This is a genomic window from Microvirga sp. HS2 (assembly GCF_055792805.1).
In genome coordinates this window covers 326,698-348,159 of the sequence record NZ_JBVVAJ010000001.1, presented here as the reverse complement: position 1 = coordinate 348,159, position 21,462 = coordinate 326,698, and the positions used below count along the sequence as shown (strand labels likewise).

General features: G+C 65.1%; 18 protein-coding genes. 8 read left to right on the top strand and 10 right to left on the bottom strand.

Annotated features, from left to right (window positions below):
* Positions 1-50 precede the first annotated feature (50 nt).
* The 3 genes from ACS5Q0_RS01630 (at position 51) to ACS5Q0_RS01620 (ending at position 4,182) form a co-directional block, all read left to right on the top strand.
* Positions 51-983 (top strand): outer-membrane lipoprotein carrier protein LolA, encoded by a 933-nt coding sequence (locus ACS5Q0_RS01630; RefSeq protein WP_473124845.1) that lies wholly within the window; start codon positions 51-53, stop codon positions 981-983.
* A gap of 218 nt (positions 984-1,201) precedes the next feature.
* The gene (gene xth, locus ACS5Q0_RS01625; RefSeq protein ID WP_473124844.1) at positions 1,202-2,017 is read left to right on the top strand and encodes an exodeoxyribonuclease III; all 816 of its coding nucleotides are present in this window, start codon (positions 1,202-1,204) and stop codon (positions 2,015-2,017) included.
* Between the two features lie 83 nt (positions 2,018-2,100).
* Positions 2,101-4,182, top strand: a complete 2,082-nt coding sequence (locus tag ACS5Q0_RS01620; RefSeq protein WP_473124843.1) for a methyl-accepting chemotaxis protein — start codon at positions 2,101-2,103, stop codon at positions 4,180-4,182.
* 43 nt (positions 4,183-4,225) lie between these two features.
* On the opposite strand, the gene ACS5Q0_RS01615 is transcribed toward ACS5Q0_RS01620, so the two are convergent.
* Positions 4,226-4,717, bottom strand: a complete 492-nt coding sequence (locus ACS5Q0_RS01615; protein WP_473124842.1) for a cyclic nucleotide-binding domain-containing protein — start codon at positions 4,715-4,717, stop codon at positions 4,226-4,228.
* Between the two features lie 6 nt (positions 4,718-4,723).
* The gene (locus tag ACS5Q0_RS01610) at positions 4,724-5,410 is read right to left on the bottom strand and encodes a response regulator transcription factor (RefSeq protein WP_473124841.1); all 687 of its coding nucleotides are present in this window, start codon (positions 5,408-5,410) and stop codon (positions 4,724-4,726) included.
* 217 nt (positions 5,411-5,627) lie between these two features.
* Here ACS5Q0_RS01610 and ACS5Q0_RS01605 point away from each other — a divergent pair, with 217 nt between their 5' ends.
* On the top strand, positions 5,628-6,161 hold the full coding sequence (locus tag ACS5Q0_RS01605; protein ID WP_473124840.1) for a L,D-transpeptidase family protein: 534 nt from the start codon (positions 5,628-5,630) through the stop codon (positions 6,159-6,161).
* Positions 6,162-6,429: 268 nt separating this feature from the next.
* Here the strand turns inward: ACS5Q0_RS01605 and ACS5Q0_RS01600 are convergent, their stop codons facing one another.
* Positions 6,430-7,380, bottom strand: coding sequence for a DNA-methyltransferase (locus ACS5Q0_RS01600; RefSeq protein WP_473124997.1), 951 nt, complete (start codon positions 7,378-7,380; stop codon positions 6,430-6,432).
* Between the two features lie 95 nt (positions 7,381-7,475).
* A complete protein-coding gene (locus ACS5Q0_RS01595) occupies positions 7,476-8,159 on the bottom strand; it encodes a YggS family pyridoxal phosphate-dependent enzyme (protein WP_473124839.1) in 684 nt (227 codons plus the stop codon).
* A gap of 127 nt (positions 8,160-8,286) precedes the next feature.
* Between ACS5Q0_RS01595 and leuS the strand changes: the two genes are divergently transcribed.
* The 3 genes from leuS to holA are packed head-to-tail and all read left to right on the top strand — an operon-like array spanning position 8,287 to position 12,455.
* A complete protein-coding gene (gene leuS, locus ACS5Q0_RS01590) occupies positions 8,287-10,908 on the top strand; it encodes a leucine--tRNA ligase (protein WP_473124838.1) in 2,622 nt (873 codons plus the stop codon).
* Complete coding sequence (lptE, locus tag ACS5Q0_RS01585) at positions 10,895-11,431, top strand: LPS assembly lipoprotein LptE (RefSeq protein WP_473124837.1); 537 nt, start codon at positions 10,895-10,897, stop codon at positions 11,429-11,431. The genes leuS and lptE overlap by 14 nt, the downstream gene beginning before the upstream one ends.
* Positions 11,432-11,435: 4 nt before the next feature.
* Complete coding sequence (holA, locus tag ACS5Q0_RS01580; protein ID WP_473124836.1) at positions 11,436-12,455, top strand: DNA polymerase III subunit delta; 1,020 nt, start codon at positions 11,436-11,438, stop codon at positions 12,453-12,455.
* Positions 12,456-12,653: 198 nt separating this feature from the next.
* On the opposite strand, the gene ACS5Q0_RS01575 is transcribed toward holA, so the two are convergent.
* The 5 genes from ACS5Q0_RS01575 to mnmE all read right to left on the bottom strand — a co-directional run bounded on the left by ACS5Q0_RS01575 (position 12,654) and on the right by mnmE (position 18,669).
* Positions 12,654-13,532 carry a ParB/RepB/Spo0J family partition protein gene (locus ACS5Q0_RS01575; RefSeq protein ID WP_473124835.1) on the bottom strand — a complete coding sequence of 293 codons (879 nt, stop codon included), beginning with the start codon at positions 13,530-13,532 and terminating at the stop codon, positions 12,654-12,656.
* Positions 13,533-13,550: 18 nt separating this feature from the next.
* Complete coding sequence (locus tag ACS5Q0_RS01570) at positions 13,551-14,387, bottom strand: ParA family protein (protein ID WP_473124996.1); 837 nt, start codon at positions 14,385-14,387, stop codon at positions 13,551-13,553.
* Positions 14,387-15,013: a 16S rRNA (guanine(527)-N(7))-methyltransferase RsmG gene (gene rsmG, locus ACS5Q0_RS01565; protein ID WP_473124834.1), complete on the bottom strand. Its 627-nt coding sequence runs from the start codon at positions 15,011-15,013 to the stop codon at positions 14,387-14,389. Before rsmG ends, ACS5Q0_RS01570 begins: the two co-directional genes overlap by 1 nt.
* On the bottom strand, positions 15,010-16,911 hold the full coding sequence (mnmG, locus tag ACS5Q0_RS01560) for a tRNA uridine-5-carboxymethylaminomethyl(34) synthesis enzyme MnmG (protein WP_473124833.1): 1,902 nt from the start codon (positions 16,909-16,911) through the stop codon (positions 15,010-15,012). Before mnmG ends, rsmG begins: the two co-directional genes overlap by 4 nt.
* A 447-nt stretch (positions 16,912-17,358) precedes the next feature.
* Complete coding sequence (gene mnmE, locus ACS5Q0_RS01555) at positions 17,359-18,669, bottom strand: tRNA uridine-5-carboxymethylaminomethyl(34) synthesis GTPase MnmE (RefSeq protein ID WP_473124832.1); 1,311 nt, start codon at positions 18,667-18,669, stop codon at positions 17,359-17,361.
* Positions 18,670-18,802: 133 nt separating this feature from the next.
* Here mnmE and ACS5Q0_RS01550 point away from each other — a divergent pair, with 133 nt between their 5' ends.
* Positions 18,803-20,827 (top strand): thioredoxin domain-containing protein, encoded by a 2,025-nt coding sequence (locus ACS5Q0_RS01550; protein ID WP_473124831.1) that lies wholly within the window; start codon positions 18,803-18,805, stop codon positions 20,825-20,827.
* Between the two features lie 6 nt (positions 20,828-20,833).
* Here ACS5Q0_RS01550 and ACS5Q0_RS01545 read toward each other — a convergent pair whose 3' ends face one another.
* Positions 20,834-21,343: an Lrp/AsnC family transcriptional regulator gene (locus tag ACS5Q0_RS01545; RefSeq protein WP_473124830.1), complete on the bottom strand. Its 510-nt coding sequence runs from the start codon at positions 21,341-21,343 to the stop codon at positions 20,834-20,836.
* Positions 21,344-21,462 lie beyond the last annotated feature (119 nt).

Sequence of the window (21,462 nt, the reverse complement as noted above, 5' to 3'; positions counted from 1 at the left end):
TTTGGAAAAAGCGCGGCTGCGGTCATACTGGTTCCGAAAGGATGGTTTCGATGCGCCCTGTCAGCATGGTCGGTCTGGTGACCGTGGTGTCCGCTCTCGCGGGCCCGCTTCCGGCTGCCGCGCAGGTGCTGCCCATGGACATGATCCTGCCGCCCAAGCACCCGACCACGGAGGGATTCGCCGCCTCGGCGCGATCGCTGCCGACCTCGTTCTTCCATCTGGCCTCGACCGCCGCTCCCGCCGAGGCTGAGGCGCAGCCGGCCCGTCCCGCCGCCCGGCCGGTCAACGCCGAGCAGGTCCTGGCGGCGACCGCGCCCCTCCCTCCCGCCCGGCCGACGATGGCCGAGGCGCCGAAGTCCGACGAAGCGAATCCGGTCGAGATCGCGCCCAAGCCCATCGTCACGGCCGCGATGGGGCCGGTCGGCCAGGGACAGCCCCTGCCGAACAGCGCGATCGTGGAGCGGGCGAACGCCTATTTCACCAATCTCAACACGCTCGTCGCCGATTTCACGCAAGTGGGCGGGGACGGGCGGCGGATGGGCGGCACGCTCTATCTCCAGCGCCCCGGCAAGGTGCGCTTCGAATACGATCCCCCGGCAACCCTCCAGGTGATCGCCGACGGCCGCTCCGTCGCCGTGCGCGACCGCAACCTCGCCACCCAGGACCTCTATTCGATCTCGCAGACGCCCCTGAAGTTCCTGCTGCGCGAGCGGGTCAATCTCGGCCAGGACATCAAGATCACCGGTATCTCGAGCGAACCCAACGCGGTCCGCATCAATCTGGAAGACACCAGCACGCTCGGCGGCACGTCGCGGATCACCCTGTTCTTCGACCCGGAGGTGCAGAACCTCAATCAATGGCGCATCCTGGATGCCCAGGGGTTTCAGACCGTGGTCGTGCTGAACCAGGTCCAGAAGGGCCGCCGGATCGACCAGGACATGTTCCGGATCCAGTACGAAGAGCTCCGAGACAACAACAGGTAGCTTTCAGGACCTCTCGTGGCTCCGGCCATTCCTTTGCCGGAACGGTCTTACGCCCTTCCCTCCGGCGAGAATCTGTCGTAGCCCGGAACGGTCTGAGCATCGGCCCCGAAAGTGGCCTCCACTCTCGGGATCCGCCGCTGCTCCACTTTCTTCAAGGAGCGCATCGTTCATGCGGCCCTTTCGGGTCCGCAGGATGCGCTGTCGAGGGGCTGTTTTCCGTGAAACTCACCGTCTCCACCTGGAACATCAATTCCGTCCGCCTGCGCATCGACCAGGTCGCCCGCTTCCTGAAGGACCGGCGTCCCGATATCCTGTGCCTGCAGGAGACCAAATGCCCCAACGACAAACTGCCCCTGAAGGAGCTGCAATCCTTCGGCTATCCCTTCGTCGTTCATATGGGCCAGAAGGGCTATAACGGCGTGGCCGTGCTCTCGCGCTACCCCTTCTCGGAAACGAGCGTGATGGAGATGTGCGACCGCCAGGACGCCCGCCACATCACCGTGACCCTGAGCCCGCAGGCGAAAGCCGCGTCCGGCATCACGATCCATAATTTCTACGTGCCCGCGGGCGGCGACATTCCCGACGCGGAGCTTAACGAGAAATTCCGCCACAAGCTGGATTTTCTGGCAGAGATGCGCGCCTGGGGCGCGAAGGCGAAGCCCACCTCCGGCCCCGCGATCCTCGTGGGCGATCTCAACGTCGCCCCGCTCGAGCACGACGTGTGGAGCCACAAGCAGCTCCTCGACGTGGTGAGCCACACGCCGGTCGAAACGGCGGCCCTGGAGGAGCTGCGCCAGGAGGCGGGCTGGACCGACGCCATGCGCCATCTCCGCCCGGAGCCCGAAAAGATCTATTCCTGGTGGAGCTACCGCTCTCCCGACTGGGCGGCCGCCGACAAGGGCCGCAGGCTCGACCACATCTGGGTCTCGGACGGATTGAGGGATTCGTTGCGCTCCGTCGACGTGACACGTGACACCCGCAGCTGGGAGCGCCCCTCCGACCACGCGCCGGTGACGGTGGAGCTGGAGCTTTGACCCCCTGAGCCGATCGCAAGCCAGGCACAAGCCAGCCGTCGTAGAGGCGAGGAGACTCAACTCGCCATGCCTCGGGGGCACGAATGGTTCTTAAACTGCGTTCGATCAAAAGCCGCGTCCTGCTGCTGGCAGGGGCGGGTTTCATAGGCGCCTGCACGATCCTGACCTTTGCGGGCACCCAGATCATGATGAGCTCGGGGCGCAGCGAAGCCATCGATACCGCGAAAGCCATGCTCAACGAGTACAAGGGACTCGTGCAGGCGGAGATCGGCCGGGCTGTCTCGGCCGCGGCGATCACGCGGTCGACGGCGGAAGCCATCGTTTACGACTACAAGGTGGAGCGCGGCGAGCTTGCGGAGATCCTCGCCAGATCCGTGGAGAGCCAGCCCAGCCTCATCGGCATGACCCTCGCCTTCGAGCCGGATGCCATGGACCGGCAGGACAAGAGCTATCTGGCCGACACCTATTCGGACCCGAGTGGCCGTTTCGCTCCCTATTTCTACTGGACCAAGGACAGAAAGGTCGCTGTCGAGCCGATCGACCTGACCAGCAAGCCTGAGACGATCGCGAACTGGTACACCAAGCCGCTGCGCGACAACCGCGATCAGATCGTTCCCGCCTACAATTACCAGATCGAGGGCGAGGACGTTCTGCTGTCCACCGTGAGCGCCGTCATCCGCCGCGACACCGTGCCCGTCGGCATCGTCACCGCCGATATGCGCCTCGACTCGATCTCAAAGCGGATCGGCGCGCTCAGGCCCTTCGGCGCAGGAACCGTGAGCCTCGTCGGCGCGGGGGGATTGTGGGTCGCCAACCAGAACGCGGAACTGCTCGGAAAGCCCGCCGATGACAAGATCATCGCCGAACTGAAGGCGAAGGCCGAAGCCTCGCAGGACGATTTCGCGGATTCGATGATCGAGGACGCTCGCGGCGGGACCATCTATCGCGCCGTCGTTCCGGTCGCCTTCCCGGGCATCCAGGAACCCTGGCTCCTGGCCATCTCGGTTCCCGCCGATGCGATGATCGCGCAGGTCATCGAGGCGCGCAATCTGATGCTGGCCGTGGCGGCCGGTCTTCTCATCCTCGCGCTGATCGGCGCCTGGTGGGCGGCCCGTTCCCTGGCCACGCCGATCTCGCGCATGACGGCGACCATGAAGACCCTGGCTCAGGGCGATACGAGCGTTCAGGTCACCGATACTGACCGCGCCGACGAGATCGGCGCGATGGCCGGCGCTGTGCAGATCTTCAAGGAAGCGCTGATCGCCAAGCGCGAAGCCGATGAGGCTGCCGCCGTCGAAGCGGATGCGAAGATGCGCCGCGCGCAGGTCCTCGACCAGCTCACCAGGCAGTTCGAGGCCAATGTCTCCGTGCTCACCAGCAGCCTTTCCGCTGCGGCGACCGAGATGGAATCGACCGCGCAGTCGATGGCGTCCGTGGCCGATCAGACCACGAACCAATCGGTGAGCGTCGCCTCCGCCGCGGAGCAGACCTCCGCCAACGTGCAGACGGTGGCCGCCGCGACGGAGGAACTGTCGATCTCCATCCGCGAGATCGCGGCCCAAGTGGGCCAGTCCTCGCGCATCGCCGAGCAGGCGGTGTCGGACGCCCAGCACACCAACGAGACGGTGCAGGCCCTCGCGGCCTCCGCCGAACGCATCGGCGACGTGGTGCAGCTCATCAACACCATCGCTTCGCAGACGAACCTCCTGGCGCTCAACGCCACCATCGAGGCGGCGCGCGCCGGCGAGGCCGGCAAGGGCTTCGCAGTCGTGGCCTCCGAGGTGAAGAACCTCGCGACGCAGACCTCGAAGGCCACCGAGGAAATCTCGACCCAGATCGGCTCGGTGCAGCAGGCGACCGCCGAAGCGGTGCAGGCGATCCAGAACATCGCCCGCACCATCGGCGAGATGTCGCAGATCTCGGTGTCGATCTCGGCGGCCATGGAGGAGCAGGGCGCGGCGACGGCCGAAATCTCGCGCAACGTGCAGGAAGCCGCGCGCGGCACGGAAGCCGTGACCGGCAACATCAACGACGTCCGCCAGGGCGCGGGCGAAACCGGCACGGCGGCCTCGCAGGTGCTCAGCTCGGCGCAGGAGCTGGCCCGTCATTCCGACACGCTCACCCGCGAGGTCAGCTCGTTCCTCTCGGGCGTGAAGGCGGCGTAAGGCCAAAAAGCCTAAACGAAAGCGGGGCGAGGGCGCGAAGCCCTCACTCGCTGTCGGGCTTCTTTGCCGGGCTCTCGCCGTCGATGGCGATGAGTTTCTGGCGCACCTGCTCCAGACCTTGCGTCAGTCGGTCGAGCTCTGCGGCCATGGCCTCGTGCATGGCGGCTGCGGCGGCGGGGAATTCCTCCAGGACGCGGCGCATGAGGCTCGGCGTCACGCGGATCACCGTGGAGGCCTCCTGCGCCTTCGCGGTCGCGGGCCGGACGATGCGGGCGAAAAGGGCGGCCTGCCCGATCAGGGACCCGGGCCCGGCCACGAAGGCCGCCGGCGAGCCGTCGTCGTTGGCGTCGAGCGCAATCGCTCCCCGGCTGACCACATAGCCTCCGTCCGAACGGTCCCCCTTGCGGAAGAGCACGTCGCCCTCGCGGAGGGACCGGCTTTCCGAGGCGAAGGCCACGAGACGCAGGGCGTCCCGCTCAAGCAGGTTGAACAGGGGAGCCTGGGAGAGAACTGCGATGTCGTCGTCGAGCGCCATGGGGTTTTACGGGATCAGCTTGTAGCCGCCCGGCTCCGTGACGAGGATGCGGGCATTGGACGGGTCCGCCTCGATCTTCTGGCGCAGGCGGTAGATGTGCGTCTCCAGCGTATGCGTCGTCACGTTGGAATTGTAGCCCCAGACCTCGGTAAGGAGCGTGTCGCGCCCTACCACCGCCTGACCGGCCCGGTAGAGATAGCGCAGGATCGCTGTTTCCTTTTCCGTCAGCTTGAGCTTCGAGCCCTTCTCGTTGGTGAGCAGCTTCGAGCCCGGACGGAAGGTGTAGGGGCCGATCTGGAACACCGCGTCCTCGCTCGCCTCGTATTGGCGCAGCTGCGCACGGATGCGGGCGAGCAGCACGGCGAACTTGAAGGGTTTCACCACGTAATCGTTGGCGCCCGCTTCCAGACCCATCACGGTGTCGCTGTCGGACCCCTGCGCGGTGAGCATGATAATCGGACTGCGGAAGCCGTTCTGGCGCATGACCTTCACCGCCTCGCGCCCGTCCATGTCGGGCAGGCCCACATCCATGATGGCGAGATCGATCCGGTCGCCCTTGACCGCGTCGATCGCGGCCCCGGCCGTGTCCACGGTCGTCACTTGGAATTCCTCGTGCAGCCCCAGCTGCTCGGCCAGGGTGTCGCGCAGGTCCTGATCGTCGTCCACGACGAGGAGGCGGCTGGCATTCGACATCTCAAACCCTTCAAACGGTGAACAGCAAAGCAATGGGGCGGATTTCAGGAGGCGGAACCACGATCTCCTCCTTGTTTCGCGCATGATCGTCAAGTCGAGCGGCCGGATTCTTCAGGTCCGGCCGAAGCCCGGCCTCCTACTTTCGGATCACGCCCGTTGCTTTAGAGTAGTCATTCCCAGCTTGACAACAAGGGGCAGTCCCTACCCTTCCACGGCTATGAAACGGACCAGCGTCGATGTCATCCGCGTCCATCGCTCCCCGCTCGACCACCGGCGGGGATGGCTGAAGGCCGGCAATCTCACCCTGCCCTGCGCCCTCGGGCGCTCGGGGACGCGCCACGCGAAGCGCGAAGGCGACGGCGCTTCCCCCATCGGACGCTTTCGCCTCCTGCAGGCCTTCTACCGGGCCGATCACGGTCCCCGCCCCCGCACGGGCCTGACGCTGAGACCGATCCGTCGCCACGACGGCTGGTCGGATGACATTCGCGACCGGCGCTACAACCGCCTCGTGCCGCTCCCCTGCCCGACGAGCCACGAGACCCTCTGGCGGGACGACCGTCTCTACGACGTGGTGATCGACATCGCCTGGAACCGGGGCCCCATCGTCAAAGGCCGGGGCAGCGCCATCTTCCTCCACCTCGCCCGCCCGGACTTTTCACCGACCGAAGGTTGCGTGGCGGTGGAGCCGCGCATGATCCGCCGCCTCCTGGAACGGATCGGACCGAAGACGCGCATCGAGATCGTGGGATAGGGAGGAAAGTCGTCCCCTCACTTCGTGGGGATCGAACCCAACATCGAGGACGAGGTGGTCTCCCAGCGCGCAGAGACGCGCGAGATGTCCTTGCAGCTCGCTCTTCGCCGTCGCCCTATTGCGCCCGATCAGTAACAGCATTGCGCCGATCAGTGATCGACTCGTCATTGAACCAAGTCCCCCATTGAAGAGGCAGGATGGTTCTCCTCTCCGCTGGCCCGGCGCGACCCGTTTTCTGTGACGAAGTTGCAAAAAATGGCAACAAGGCTCAGCCCTCGTCCCGCAGCCGCCTCCGGGCCGTCTCCACATAGGCCCTGTCGGCCTCGAAGCCGATGAAGCGGCGGCCCAGCTCTCTGGCGGCGACCAGGGTCGTGCCGCTGCCGCAGAAGGGATCGAGCACGATCTGGCCTTCCTGCGTGGTGAGTTCGATCAGCGCCCGCATCAGGCGAACGGGCTTCTGGGTCGGGTGCAGACCGCCCTCCTTCGGCAGGAAGCCCAGGTCGAGCACGTTCTCAGGGTTGGAGACGTATTTCATGAGCGCCTCCTGGTTGTAGGCCCCGACCCCGTGGATCAGCGCGTTGTCGGCCAGCGTCGCGCCGATCCTGTAGGGCTTGGTGAGCCACAGGATCGGCTCGAAGGTCGGGCGCAGGTTGCCGACGCGCCAGCCGTCCCAGGCGTTTGCCGCACCCGCATCGCCGCGCCGTTCGTACACGGCGCTCAGGCGCTGCGCCCGGTGCGGCGCGCGGGCGCGCATCCAGGCGAGCATGTCTTTGTAGGAGAAGCCCGAATCCTCCATCGCCGCGATGCAGCGATGGGCGAGGCGGCGGCCGGCGAAGACGAGGGCCGAGCCTCCGGGCTTCAGGACGCGCAGCCATTCCGGCGCCCATGTGAGGCACCATTCGTAATATTCGCGCGGAATGGCGCGGTCGGCCTCCGACCAGCCGTTGATGGGCTTGCCGCGCTTCTTGAACACCGCGCCCGCCTTCGTCTGCGCGGGGCTGGCGCCGAGATAGGCGGAGTTGGTGTTGGTGTGCAGCACGTCCCAATCCTCCGCGCCGATGCCGTAGGGGATGTCGCTGAGGATCAGATGCACGCTCTCGGACGGCAGGGATTTGACCCGTTCGACCGAGTCGCCGGCGAGCACGTCGTCGAGCGGCAGCGCGCGTTCCTCGGCCGTCTCGACCGGAACAATGCGGCGGCGATTGGCTGTTCTGTGCATCACGTCAAACCACTTCGGACCCGACCGAAGCCTACGGAAGCGGGACAGATGCCGAAAGCGCGGAACGGCGTTCGCCCTCTCCGCTCCACATCATTTCAATCCTTGGGCTTCGCCCGCCCCCCGAAGATTGCGCTTCCCACCCGCACATGGGTCGCGCCGAGCTGGATCGCCTCGTCGAAATCCGCGCTCATGCCCATGGAAAGCATTGTCAGGCCGTGCCGCTTCGCGATGGTGTTGAGGAGCGCGAAATGGGGGGACGGCGGGTCATCGGCCGGGGGAATGCACATGAGGCCCTCGATCTCCAGGCCGTATGTGGTGCGGCAGGCCTCCAGGAAGGCGTCGATCTCACTCGGGATCACCCCGCCCTTCTGCGGCTCCTCGCCCGTATTGACCTGGACGAGCAGGCGCGGCTTTCGGCCCTGCTTAGCAATCTCTTTGGCGAGCGCCTGGGCGAGGGACGGCCGGTCGAGGGTATGGATCACGTCGAAGAGCTCCACCGCGTCCTTCGCCTTGTTGGACTGGAGCGGCCCGATCATGTGAAGCTCCACGTCCGGATAGCGCTGCTGCAGCTCCGGCCACTTGGCCTTCGCCTCCTGGACGTAGTTTTCGCCGAAAACGCGCTGTCCCGCGGCCAGAACCGGCTCGATGGCCTCTGCCGGGAAGGTCTTGGAGACGGCCACAAGGATGACCTCCGAGGGGTCGCGCCCGTAATCCGAAGCGGCGCGGCGGATTGCCTCCCGCACCTCTCTCAGGCCTTCGACCGCATTGTTCTCGCTCATGGGACCCTCTCAAAGCCGTCTTCGCGTGCGCGAGACCGTTGACCGCGCGGGAGAGCTGTGTCCTAGTCCGCCGCAACGTGGCGGCGCAAGCCGCTTGAATCTCCAAACCACGGATGACTTAGGAAAAATGAGGCCCGAGCGCTACAACGCCAAGGAAGCCGAGCTGAAATGGCGGAAGGTCTGGAACGACCGCAACCTGTTCAAGACCGACAACGACGACCCGCGTCCGAAATACTACGTGCTTGAGATGTTCCCCTACCCGTCCGGGCGCATCCACATGGGTCACGTGCGCAACTACACCATGGGCGACGTGGTGGCGCGCTACAAGCGGGCCAGGGGCTTCAACGTCCTCCATCCGATGGGCTGGGACGCCTTCGGCATGCCGGCCGAGAACGCGGCCATGCAGAACAAGGTCCACCCGAAGGAATGGACCTACGCCAACATCGCCACCATGCGCTCGCAGCTGCAATCCATGGGCCTGTCGCTCGACTGGAGCCGCGAGATCGCCACCTGCGATCCCAGCTACTACAAGCATCAGCAGCGTATGTTCCTCGATTTCCTCGAGGCGGGTCTCGTCGACCGCAAGACCGCCAAGGTGAACTGGGACCCGGTGGACCATACGGTGCTCGCCAACGAACAGGTGATCGACGGGCGCGGCTGGCGCTCCGGCGCCCTCGTGGAGAGCCGCGAGCTGACCCAGTGGTTCCTGAAGATCACGGATTTCGCGCAGGATCTCGACGACAAGCTCGCCACCCTCGACCGCTGGCCGGAGAAGGTGCGCCTGATGCAGCACAACTGGATCGGCCGCTCGGAAGGTCTGCTGGTGCGCTTCGCCCTGAAGCCGGAGACCGCCCCTAACGGCGAGACCGAGCTCGAGATCTACACCACCCGTCCGGACACGCTCTTCGGCGCCAAGTTCATGGCAGTCGCCCCCGACCACCGGCTGGCGAAGGCCGCTGCTGCGAAGAATCCCGAACTCGCCGCGTTCATCGAAGAATGCAAGCGCGTCGGCACGGCGCAGGAGGCCATCGAGAAGGCCGAGAAGCTCGGCTTCGACACGCGCGCGCGCGCGGTGCATCCGTTCGATCCGAACTGGACGCTGCCGGTTTACGTCGCCAACTTCATCCTGATGGAATACGGCACCGGCGCGATTTTCGGCTGCCCGGCGCACGACCAGCGCGACCTGGACTTCGTCAACAAATACGGCCTGGGCAACACGCCGGTCGTCTGCCCGCCGGATCAGGACCCGGCCTCCTTCGTCATCACCGACGAGGCCTATGACGGCGAAGGCCGGATGATCAATTCCCGCTTCCTCGATGGCCTCACCATCGCACAGGCGAAGGAAGAGGTGGCCAAGCGCCTCGAAGCGGAGACCCGCAGCAACCGTCCGGTGGCCGAGCGCAAGGTGAATTTCCGCCTTCGCGACTGGGGCATCTCGCGCCAGCGCTACTGGGGCTGCCCGATCCCGATCATCCATTGCGACGATTGCGGCGTGGTGGGCGTGCCGAAGGACCAGCTGCCCGTCGTGCTGCCGGATGACGTCTCCTTCGACGTGCCGGGCAATCCGCTCGACCGCCACCCCACCTGGAAGCACGTGGATTGCCCGAAATGCGGCAAGGCGGCCCGCCGCGAGACGGACACCATGGACACCTTCGTGGATTCGTCCTGGTATTTCGCCCGCTTCACGGACCCGACCCTCGAAGACAAGCCGACCGACCGCGCCACGGTCGATTCCTGGCTGCCGGTCGATCAATATATCGGCGGCATCGAGCACGCGATTCTGCACCTGCTCTATTCGCGCTTCTTCACCCGCGCGATGAAGAAGACGGGACACGCAGGCCTGGACGAGCCTTTCGCGGGCCTGTTCACGCAAGGCATGGTGGTCCACGAGACCTATAAGGATGCCAACGGCGCCTGGGTGCTGCCGAGCGACGTGCGCTTCGAGACGCAGGGCAACGCCCGCAAGGCCTTCCATGTGGAAAGCGGGGCGCCCATCGCGATCGGCTCGATCGAGAAGATGTCGAAGTCGAAGAAGAACACAGTCGATCCGGACGAGATCATCGCGTCCTACGGCGCGGATACCGCCCGCTGGTTCATGCTCTCCGACTCCCCGCCCGAGCGCGACGTGATCTGGACCGAGGAGGGCGTGCAGGGCGCGGGCCGATTCGTGCAGCGCGTCTGGCGCCTCGTGGGCGAGATCGCCGACCGCATCGGCAGCGGCGACGGCGCGGCCTCGCAGGGACCGATCGGCCTTGCCGTCCGCAAGGCGGCGCACAAGGCGCTCGCCGCCGTCGAGGACGACGTGGAACGCCTGCGCTTCAACCGTTGCGTCGCGCATCTCTACGAGCTGGCCAACAGCCTGCAGGATCTGGCGAACCAGGCCAAGACCGCCAACGAGGCGGGACTGTCCACCGCTTTCACGGAGGCCGTCCGCATCTTCGTGCAGCTCCTGGCTCCGATGATGCCGCACCTAGCGGAGGAATGCTGGGAAGCCCTTGGCCAGCAAGGCCTTGTGACCGACACCGCCTGGCCGGCGCTCGACCGCTCGCTCCTGGTCGAGGACACGATCACCCTGCCCGTTCAGGTCAACGGCAAGAAGCGCGCCGACGTGACCGTGGCGCGGAATGCGGATCAGGCGGCGGTCGAGGCGGCTGTGCTCTCGCTTGAGGCCGTGCAAAAGGCTATGGAAGGAAAGCCTGCCCGCAAGATCATCGTCGTTCCGCAAAGGATCGTGAATGTCGTCGCTTAAGATCAAGAGCCTGGCCCGCCTCGCCGTCGTGGCGGGCCTTACCTTCGGCCTGTCCGCCTGCTTCAAGCCGCTCTACGGCCCCACGGCCTCCGGCGAATCGCTCCAGACGGTTCTTGCCGCCATCGACGTTCCCGAGATCAGCTGGCCGGACAACCAAGCGGTGATCGGCCATTACCTGCGCAGCGAGCTGATCTATGCCCTGAACGGCTCCGGCTCCGACACGCCCAAGCGCTACGTGCTGAAGCTCGCCCTCACCAAAACGCTCTCCACGCCCATCGTGGATACGGAAACCGGACGTGCGAGCTCGGCCATCGTGAGCGGCACGCTCACCTATACGCTGACGAATCTCGACGGCACGAAGATCCTGACCCAGGGATCGGCCACCTCCTCGACGAGCTACGACCGCTATCAGCAGCGTTTCGCCACCCTGCGCGCCGGCCGCGACGCGGAAATCAGGCTGGCCAGGGTCTTGGCCGAGCAGGTGAAAACCAGACTGGCGGCAACGCTCTCCGCCGGCAGCTGATCCGATGGTTGCCGTCAAGGCCGGCGATGTGGAAGGGGTGCTGCGCCGCCCCGATCCGCGCATCGGCATCTATCTGTTCTACGGTCCCGACATGGGCCTCATCAACGAACGGGCCCGCGCGGTGGCGGAACGCTCCGTGGACGACCCCTCCGATCCGTTTCAGCTCATCCGGATCGACGGCGACGACATCGCCTCCGATCCGGGGCGCCTGGCGGACGAGGCCGGCACCATGGGCCTGTTCGGCGGCAAACGGGCGATCTGGGTCAAATCCACCTCGCGCAACATCGCTCCCGCGGTCGATGCCGTGCTCAAGGGCATCCTGCAGGATACGGTGATTGTCATCGAAGGCGGTGACCTGCAGAAATCCTCTCCCTTACGCACCCTCTGCGAGCGTTCGCAGAAGGCCCTTGCCCTGCCCTGCTATGCCGATACGGGCCGCGATCTCGGGGCCGTTGTCGACGAGACCTTGAAAAGCAACGGGTTTTCGATCAGCCGCGATGCGCGGACGGCGCTGATCGCGAGCCTCGGCGGCGACCGTCTCGCAACCCGGGGCGAGCTCTCGAAGCTCATGCTCTACGCGCATGGGAAGAGAGAAATCACCCTTGAGGACGTCGATGCGATCATGAGCGATGTCTCGAGCCTTGCGATGGACGCAGTGGTCGACGCCGCTTTCGGCGGAGAAGGCACGAGCCTTGAAATCGGCTCACGCCGCTTGGCCGCCGAGGGCGTCCACGCTTCCGTGCTGCTGGGCGCCGCGCTCCGCCATGCCCTGATGCTGCTCACCGCGCGCCTTTCCGTGGAAGAGGGACGTCCGATTCCGGTCGTGATGGAGACCCTTCGCAGCCTGCATTTCCGCCGTAAGCCCCTGGTCGAGCGCCACCTTCAGCGCTGGACGAGCGAGAGCCTCAAGGCCGCGATCGCCATTCTCCAGGCGAGCCTCCTGGACACGCGCCGCCTGTCCGGTCTCGACGATGCGATCGCCGCCAAGGCCCTGCTCGATCTGGCCCGGATGGCGCGGCGGTAGCGCATCCCGTCCGTCGGGTCCACACCTCTTGTTGGCTCCTCGTCATGCCCGGCTCTAGAGCGACGATTGGACCCTGTGGAGAGCCGCAAACCAAATCCGGTGCCGGGCCATCCCCATCGTCCCGAACAGCGACCCGATGGAAACGCCATCACCAGCACGTCGCTGGTGATGGACTTAAGTTATTGAAGAATAGAGTGTTTACGGATTCAGCCGGCGGCAGAGCCCGTCGAGCTGCTCCAGGGTCTTGTAGCGGATGCGCAATTCGCCGCCATCGCCCTTGTGGTCGATGGTCACGGTGAGGCCCAGAACATCCTGGAGAACACGCTCCAAGGCGCGGGTATCCGGGTCTTTCTCCGGCTTGGGCTTGGCGGATTTGGTTTCGAGCTTGGACGGCGTGGCGCTTTCCGCCTGCGCGACAGCCTCGACCTGGCGCACGCTCATGCCGTGGTCGAGCACCTGCTGGGCCACGGCAACGGGATCCTTCACTGCCAGAAGCGCGCGACCGTGGCCGGCGGAGAGTTTGCGGTCCACGAGCAGCTTCTTCACCGGATCGGGCAGATCGGTGAGACGCATCATATTGGCGATATGGCTGCGGCTCTTGCCGATGATCTTGGAGAGGTTCTCCTGCGTATAGGAGAACTCGGCCATCAGCCGGCCATAGCCTTCCGCTTCCTCGATCGGATTGAGATCGGCCCGCTGGACGTTCTCGAGAATGGCGTATTCGAGGGAGGTCTTGTCGTCGATATCGACGACGACCACCGGGACCTCGTGGAGGCCGGCCTTCTGCGAGGCACGCCAGCGGCGCTCGCCGGCGACGATCTCGTAGGAATCGGACGCGTTCGGCACGGGACGAACGACGATGGGCTGAATAATGCCGCGATCCTTGACGGACTGCGTCAGCTCCTGAAGCTCCTCATCCTCGAAGACTTTCCGCGGGTTGCGCGGGTTCGGGCGCAGGAACTCGACAGGCACCTTCCTCGCGCCTCCCTTGTTGCTCTGCAGGGTGCCGATTTCGTCTCCGACCTCGCCGATCAACGCGGCCAAGCCCCGGCCGAGCGACTTTGCTTCTTTCGCCATTGCTCTTCTCAACTCTTGTTACGCGGCGCGCAGGGCGCGTTCACGCTGAATGATTTCCGATGCCAAACGAAGGTAGGCCTGCGAGCCCGTGCACTTGATGTCGTAGAGCAGAACCGGCTTGCCATGGGACGGCGCTTCGGACACGCGCACGTTTCGCGGGATCATGGTCTCGTAGACCTTTTCGCCCATGAACTGACGCACATCGGCGACCACCTGCCCCGACAGGTTGTTGCGTGGGTCGAACATGGTGAGGACCACGCCGTGGATCGTCAGCTTCGGATTGAGCGCCGTGCGGACCTGTTCGACCGTCTTGAGCAGCTGGCTGAGACCCTCCAGAGCAAAAAATTCGCATTGAAGGGGCACAAGGACCGCGTCGGAAGCCGTCAAGGCATTGATGGTCAGAAGGTTCAGCGAAGGTGGGCAATCGATCAGAATATAGGTAAAAGCTTCCGTTACCTCATCGTCCATCAAACCGTGAATCGCCGTGCGCAGCCGGTGAGCCCGGTTCCGCTCGTTCGCGATCTCCAATTCGACGCCAAGGAGGTCGAGGGTCGAGGGTGCGAGCCATAATCCCGGCACGACCGTCTCGGTGATGCTCTCGGACAGCGACGCTTCGCCGGCGAGAACGTGATAGGTCGAGACCGGACGGTTCTTGCGGTCGATGCCGAGACCCGTCGAGGCATTGCCCTGCGGGTCGAGATCGATGATGAGCACCCTCTCCCCGATGGCTGCCAGGGCCGTACCGAGATTGATGGCCGTCGTCGTCTTTCCGACACCGCCCTTCTGATTGGCAAGCACAAGAATGCGCGGCTTGGCACCACGCGCTCCAGCTTCGGATTCGCTGCGGTCGGTCATCATGAATGGCTCTCGATGGAAGTTATGCGAAGAATCCTGGCCTCGGAATCGGTACGGCTCGGCAGGATATCTGCCATGAATGTCCACTTTTTCCGAGCCTCGGTCAATTCGGACTCGGCATCCCGCCCTTTGGGAAAGAGGCCGATTGTCCCCGCTTTCAACATGGGCGCGGTCCATTCCAGCAGCTGGGACAGCGGGGCGAGAGCCCGGGCGGAGACCACGTCGACCTTGCCCACGAAACCGGGAATGACGGTTTCGAGGCGCGCCTCATGCACGGTCGCAGATGCTCCAGTGAGACGAGCGATCTGACGAAGGAACGCGCATTTGCGGGAATTGCTCTCGACGAGATGCACCTTCAACCCCCTCTCCTGCCCTGCGATGGCAAGCACGAGACCGGGGAATCCAGCACCCGAGCCGAGATCGACCCAGGTCTTGGCGTCGGGCGCGAGAGCGAGAAGCTGGAGGGAATCGGCAATATGCCGGTCCCAGATATGGTCGAGCGTCGCGGGTCCGACGAGGTTCTTGATCGGCTGCCAGCGGCGCAGCTCGCGCTCCAGCAACTCGAGCTTGTTGAGTGTTTCACGTGAAACATCCAGTCCAGCACGGATTGGGGAAGAAGCACTCACGACGCCATTCCCTCAACAATCCTGCTGCCACGTGACGGGCCCTTCCTCGCATAAGCCGCCAGAAGGGTCAGCGCCGCGGGGGTGATCCCCTCGATACGCGCTGCTTGCCCTAGAGTCCTTGGCCGCACGAATTCGAGCTTGGCCTTGATCTCGTTCGACAGACCCGGAAGCCCGCGGAAGTCGAGCGTCTCATCCAGAACGATCTCCTCGTCCCGGCGATAGGCGGCGATATCGGCCTGCTGCCGGTCGAGATAGACTGCGTAGGTCGCGTCGGTCTCCAGCCGCTCCCGTACCTGAGCCGACACGGACGCCAGGTCCGGCCACGCCCTCGCGAGATCGCTCCAACCGATCGCCGGATAGGACAGGAGCTGGTACGCGCTGCGGCGGATGCCGTCCTGGTTGAGGCCGAACCCATGGCGGGCCGCCTCCTGAGGCGTCAGGTTCAGGGTCTGGAGCCGGGCGCGAACGGCCTGGATCTCCGCCTGCGACGCACGGAAATGGGCCCCTCGCGCGGAACCCACGCATCCTATCTCCAGTCCCTTCCCGGTCAGGCGCTCGTCCACATTGTCGATCCGCAGGCTCAGGCGGTACTCCGAGCGGGAGGTGAACATCCGGTACGGTTCACTGACGCCCCGTGTGATCAGGTCGTCGATCAGCACGCCGATATAGGACTCCGCCCGGTCGAAGACGACGCTCTCCTGCCCCGCTGCCCGCCGGGCGGCGTTAATTCCGGCCACGAGCCCTTGAGCGCCCGCTTCCTCATAGCCGGTCGTGCCGTTGATCTGGCCGGCCAGGAAGAGTCCCGTCACAGCCTTGGTCTCGAGCCCTGCGGTCAGGTTCCTTGGGTCCACATAATCGTATTCGATCGCATAAGCGGGCTGAAGCATCCGCACCTTCTCAAGGCCCGGGATGTGCTTCAGGACTTCGAGCTGCACGTCTTCTGGGAGCGAGGTCGAGATACCATTGGGATAGACGGTGAAGTCGTCCAGGCCCTCGGGCTCCAGGAAGATCTGGTGCCCGTCCCGATCGCCGAACCGCACCACCTTGTCCTCGATCGACGGGCAGTAGCGCGGGCCCGTGCCCTGAATATCGCCGGAATACATAGCCGAACGGTGCAGGTTGCCCCGGATCAGCTCATGGACCTTGGCCGTCGTGCGGGTGATGCCGCATTCGATCTGGGGGGTCCTGATCCTGTCCGTCAAGAGCGAGAAGGGCACCGGATCGTCATCCGCAGCCTGCTTGTCGACGCCCGCCCAGTCGATGGTGCGTCCGTCGAGACGCGGCGGCGTGCCTGTCTTCAGGCGTCCAAGCGTAAAGCCGAGCCGGGCAAAGGTCTTCGGGAGACCCAAGGACGGACGCTCACCCATGCGGCCGGCCGGGATCTTCTTTTCACCGATATGGATGAGCCCGGACAGAAAGGTGCCTGTGGTGATGACCACGGCGCCCGCCGAGAGACGCCGTCCGTCGCTCAAAAGAAGACCGGCGACGCGCCCGTCCTGAACGAGGAGATCGTCCGCCTCCCCTTCGACGATGGTGAGACTGGCAGTCTGGAGCAGCTCGGCCTGGATCGCCCGCGCATAGATCTTGCGGTCGGCTTGGGTTCTGGGGCCGCGCACGGCAGGCCCTTTGCGACGGTTCAGGAGCCGGAACTGAATCCCTGCCCTGTCGGCCATACGGCCCATGACGCCGTCGAGAGCATCGATCTCGCGGACCAGGTGGCCCTTGCCCAGTCCCCCGATGGCCGGGTTGCAGGACATGGCGCCGATCGTCGAGCGCTTATGCGTCACGAGCGCCGTCCGCGCACCCGTCCGCGCGGACGCGGCGGCTGCTTCGGCGCCCGCATGGCCGCCGCCGACCACGACCACATCGTATGTGTCACGCGCTGAAAGCTGGCTCACGGGAACTCCATCTCCATGCCTGGGATCTCACGCATCGCGCGGACCCGAAGAGCCGCGCCAGCGGAATGTGGTCCGGTCTGGTGCTGAACCGATGCGTCCCTTTCTGAGGAAAGCACCGGATCGATGCCGGAAGCAGTGTCCGCTGTTGCGTCCGATGCTTTAGGACCTCGCAACGCAGAGGTCAAAAGGGCAAAATGTTTCACGTGAAACATCCACTCCCATCACCAATTCTGCACACGATTCCCACACCTTGTGCAGAGAGGATTCAGCATCATTGAACCGATTCGTGAACAGGCTTTCGCACGAGTCGCACCGATTCGCGGTGCCCATTCCGGCCAGAGTATCGCACCCAAAAGTGAACTTCCGCTTTCGGGACTGAACCGATGCCGCACTCTCTTGAAGAGCGCATCGTCCACGTGGCCTGCTGGGTCAGCGCAATACGAGAGGCTATTTGCCAATGCAGAAGCTGGAAAACAGGCGGTCCAGCACGTCCTCCACATCGACCCTTCCGGTGATTTCCCCGACCGCGCGCGCCGCGAGGCGAACCTCCTCGGCGGCAAGTTCAAGCGGTCCGCGGGTCACCAACAACTCGCGTCCCGCCTCCAGGGAGCGATGGGCCCGCTCCAGGGCCTTGCGGTGGCGCTCCCGCGTCAGGATCGCATCCCCCTGGCCCAACGCCGATTCGGCTTCGCGCTCGAGGGCGGCGATCAACTCCGGCAGGCCTTCCCCTGACGAGGCCGAGATCAGAAGATCGCAGTCGGGACGGCTCCGGTTCAGATCGGCCTTGGTTCCGACCTTGAGGAGATTGCGGGCTGGCGGCGCATCCGTCTCCTCCCCTTCCGGCGGCACGAGCCAGAGCACGAGGTCCGCATCCTGGGCGCGGGCGCGGGCGCGGGAGACACCCTCCTGCTCGATCACGTCGCCGCTCTCGCGCAGCCCTGCCGTATCCACGATGATCACGGGCAATCCGCCCAGATCGCAATGAACCTCGATCACGTCCCGGGTGGTCCCCGCGATTGGAGACACGATGGCCACGTCCCTCCGGGCCAGCGCATTGAGCAAAGTGGATTTGCCCGCGTTCGGCGGACCGGCGAGCACAACGGTGAAGCCCTCGCGCAGGCGCTCGCCGCTGCGGTTCGAGAGCGCCTGCCCGATCTCCCTTTGAAGGCCCTCCAGCCTGTGCAGGATGTCGGCCTCCAGATCATCCGGCACATCGCCTTCATCGGAAAAGTCGAGACTCGCTTCGAGAAGGGCGAGAGCCTGCAGAATGCCCTCCCGCCAATCCTCGGCGGCATTGCCGAGCCGGCCTTCGAGCTGGAGCATGGCCTGTCGGCGCTGGGCCTCGGTTTCGGCATCGATCACATCGGCGAGACCCTCCACCTGGGAGAGATCCATCCGCCCGTTGAGAAAGGCCCGGCGCGTGAACTCGCCCGCTTCTGCCGGGCGGCAATCGGGGATCGCGCCGAGCGCCTTCAAGACGGCTGCGCGAGTGGCCAGTCCGCCATGGATGTGGAGTTCCGCCTGGTCCTCCCCCGTGAAGCTGCGCGGCCCCGGCATCCAGAGAACCAGCGCCTGATCGAGGGGCTCTCCCGATGCAGGATCCCCCAGCACCCGCACGGCGGCGCGGCGAGGCTCGGGCACATTGCCGCCCAACGTCTCGAGAATGGTCCAGCTCTGCGGCCCACTGATCCGGACTATGCACACGGCCGCGCGGCCATGGCCGGACGCAGTGGCGAAGATGGTATCATCCGAACGCATGGGCATGGACCTCCGACGGTACGAGAGACTTGAACATGTGAAGCGGTAATGCGCGGCGCAAAGCAAGGATCGGTTCGACCCCGAAGGATCCGCTCCATCCCCGCATGAGCCCGCCCCTTTCGGAGCAGAATCCATGAACCGCCTCAGGAATGCCAGTTCCCCTTATCTCCTGCAGCACAAGACCAATCCTGTCCATTGGTGGGAATGGGGACCGGAGGCATTGGCGGAGGCGGAAAGGCTCGACAGGCCGATCCTGCTCTCCATCGGCTATGCCGCCTGCCACTGGTGTCACGTGATGGCTCACGAGAGCTTCGAGGATCCGGACGTCGCCGCGGTGATGAACGAGCTCTACGTGAACATCAAGGTCGACCGGGAGGAGCGCCCGGACGTGGACCATGTCTATATGAGCGCCCTGCACCTCCTGGGCGAACAGGGCGGCTGGCCGCTGACCATGTTCCTGACGCCGCGGGCCGAGCCTTTCTGGGGCGGCACCTACTTCCCGAAGGAGCCGCGCTTCGGTCGACCCGGCTTCGTCCAGGTCCTGAAGGAGATCAGCCGCCTCTACCACGCGGAACCGGACCGCATCCTCAAGAACCGGGATGTTCTGAAAGCCCACTTGTCCAAGGGGGCGGAATCCGACGGCGGCAGCCTCAGCCTCGCCGATCTCGACGGCATGGGCCAGCGGCTGACGGAACTGATCGACACGGAGCATGGCGGTCTTCAGGGCGCACCGAAATTCCCCAACCCGCCGATTCTCGAATATCTCCTTCGCTACGCGCGGCGCACCGGCGACCCGGAGGCCCACCGTCGCTTCCTCCTCACCATGGAGCAGATGGCGCTCGGCGGAATCCGCGATCACCTCGGCGGAGGCTTCGCCCGCTATGCGGTGGATGAGCGCTGGCTGGTGCCGCATTTCGAGAAGATGCTCTACGACAACGCCCAGTTGCTGGAGCTCTATGCGCTTGCCTATGCAGAGACCGGACGCGCGCTGTTCAGGGAGGCGGCCGAGGGGATCGTCGCCTGGCTGGAACGGGAAATGGTGACGCCGGAAGGCGCCTTCGCGTCGAGCCTCGATGCCGATTCGGAAGGCGAGGAAGGCCGCTTCTATGTCTGGAGCCTCGCCGAGATCCGCGAGGTGCTGGGCGAAGCGGACGCCGCGTTCTTCGCCAAGGTCTACGACATCACCGAGGAGGGGAACTTCGAGGGCCTGAACATCCCGAACCGGCTGATCACCGGCGAGGCACCCTCCCCCGTGGAACAGCGGCTCGCCCCCATGCGCGAGCGGCTGCTGGAGCGCCGGGCTACCCGGGTCAGGCCCGGACTCGACGACAAGGTTCTGGCCGACTGGAACGGGCTCATGATGGCAAGCCTCGTGCGGGCGGCACCCCTGCTGGAGCGCCCGGAATGGATCGCACTGGCGCAGCGCGCCTACCGCTTCATCCAGTTTTCGATGAACCGGGATGGACGGCTCGGACATTCATGGCGCGCCGATTCGCTCATCTTCCCGGGCTTCGCCCTGGACCATGGCGCCATGATGCGCGCGGCCCTCGCCCTTTACGAGGTGACCAACGACGATGCCTATCTGACGGACGCCCGAACCTGGCGCGACGTTCTGCTGGAGGACTTCCTGATCGACGAGACCGGGTGCCTCGCCATGACGGCCAGGGAGGCCGATCCTCTCGTCGTCAGGCCTCAACCCACCCATGACGAGGCGGTGCCCAATGCCAACGGAGTGTTCGCGGAAGCGCTCGTGAGGCTTTCCCAGATTACGGAAACCGAAGAGGATCATCGGCAGGCAACGGATCACCTCGCCCGCCTCGTCGGCGTCGCCCGCTCGTCCCCGCTCGGGCACAGCTCGATCCTCAACGCCCTCGATCTGCATCTCAGGGGCCTGAGCATCGTCGTCACGGGAAACCATGCGGAAGCTCTTCATGAGGCGGCCTTGCGCGTACCCTATCTCGACCGCAGCGTGCGGCTGCTGCGGCCCGGCGAGTCCCTCGATGAAGACCATCCCGCGATAACCCTCGCCTCCTCCGGGCAGGACGCGCAGGCCCTCGTCTGCGCCGGCATGCGCTGCTCGCTCCCGGTCACGACGCCGGAAGCGTTGAGCGATCAGGTACGGGAGATGTCGGCCGGTCCTCCTTCGCCCCGGCCGTAAAGGTCTTCAGCCATCCGACTTCACCGAGGCGGGTTCCCGCTTGAGATGGTCCAGCGGGAGGGGCGCATCGGACTTCACGCGCGACAGGGCGAAGTTCGAACGGATATCGCCGACCATCGGCAAGACGAGTAGTTTCTCCGACAGGAGACGCTCATAGGCCTTGAGGCTCGTGACCACGATCTCGACGATGAAATCGGCCGTGCCGGAGACCATATGGCAGGCCACCACCTCCGGCATGGCGGCGAGCGCCTCCTGGAGGGCCGTGGCATTGTTGCGGGAATGCTTCTCGACCTTGATATCCACGAAGACCGTCAGCCCAAGTCCCACCGATTCCCGGTCCAGCACGGCCCGATAATTCCGAATGAAGCCGTCGCGTTCGAGGCGACGGACACGCCTCAGGCAGGGTGACGGCGACAGGCCGACCTGATCGGCGAGTTCCTGATTGGTCAGGCGTCCGTCCGCCTGCAAAGCCCTGAGGATCCGCAGATCGATGGCATCGAGATTGATATAGGGCATGATCTCACACAGATCGTGGCTCTCGCGCAATATTCTGCCAAGAAACGGGCATCGGCAAGCTAAACTTCGCAAGGACATGCCTGGCCTTGATAGGCCATGCTGAAGGAGCTTCGACGGAG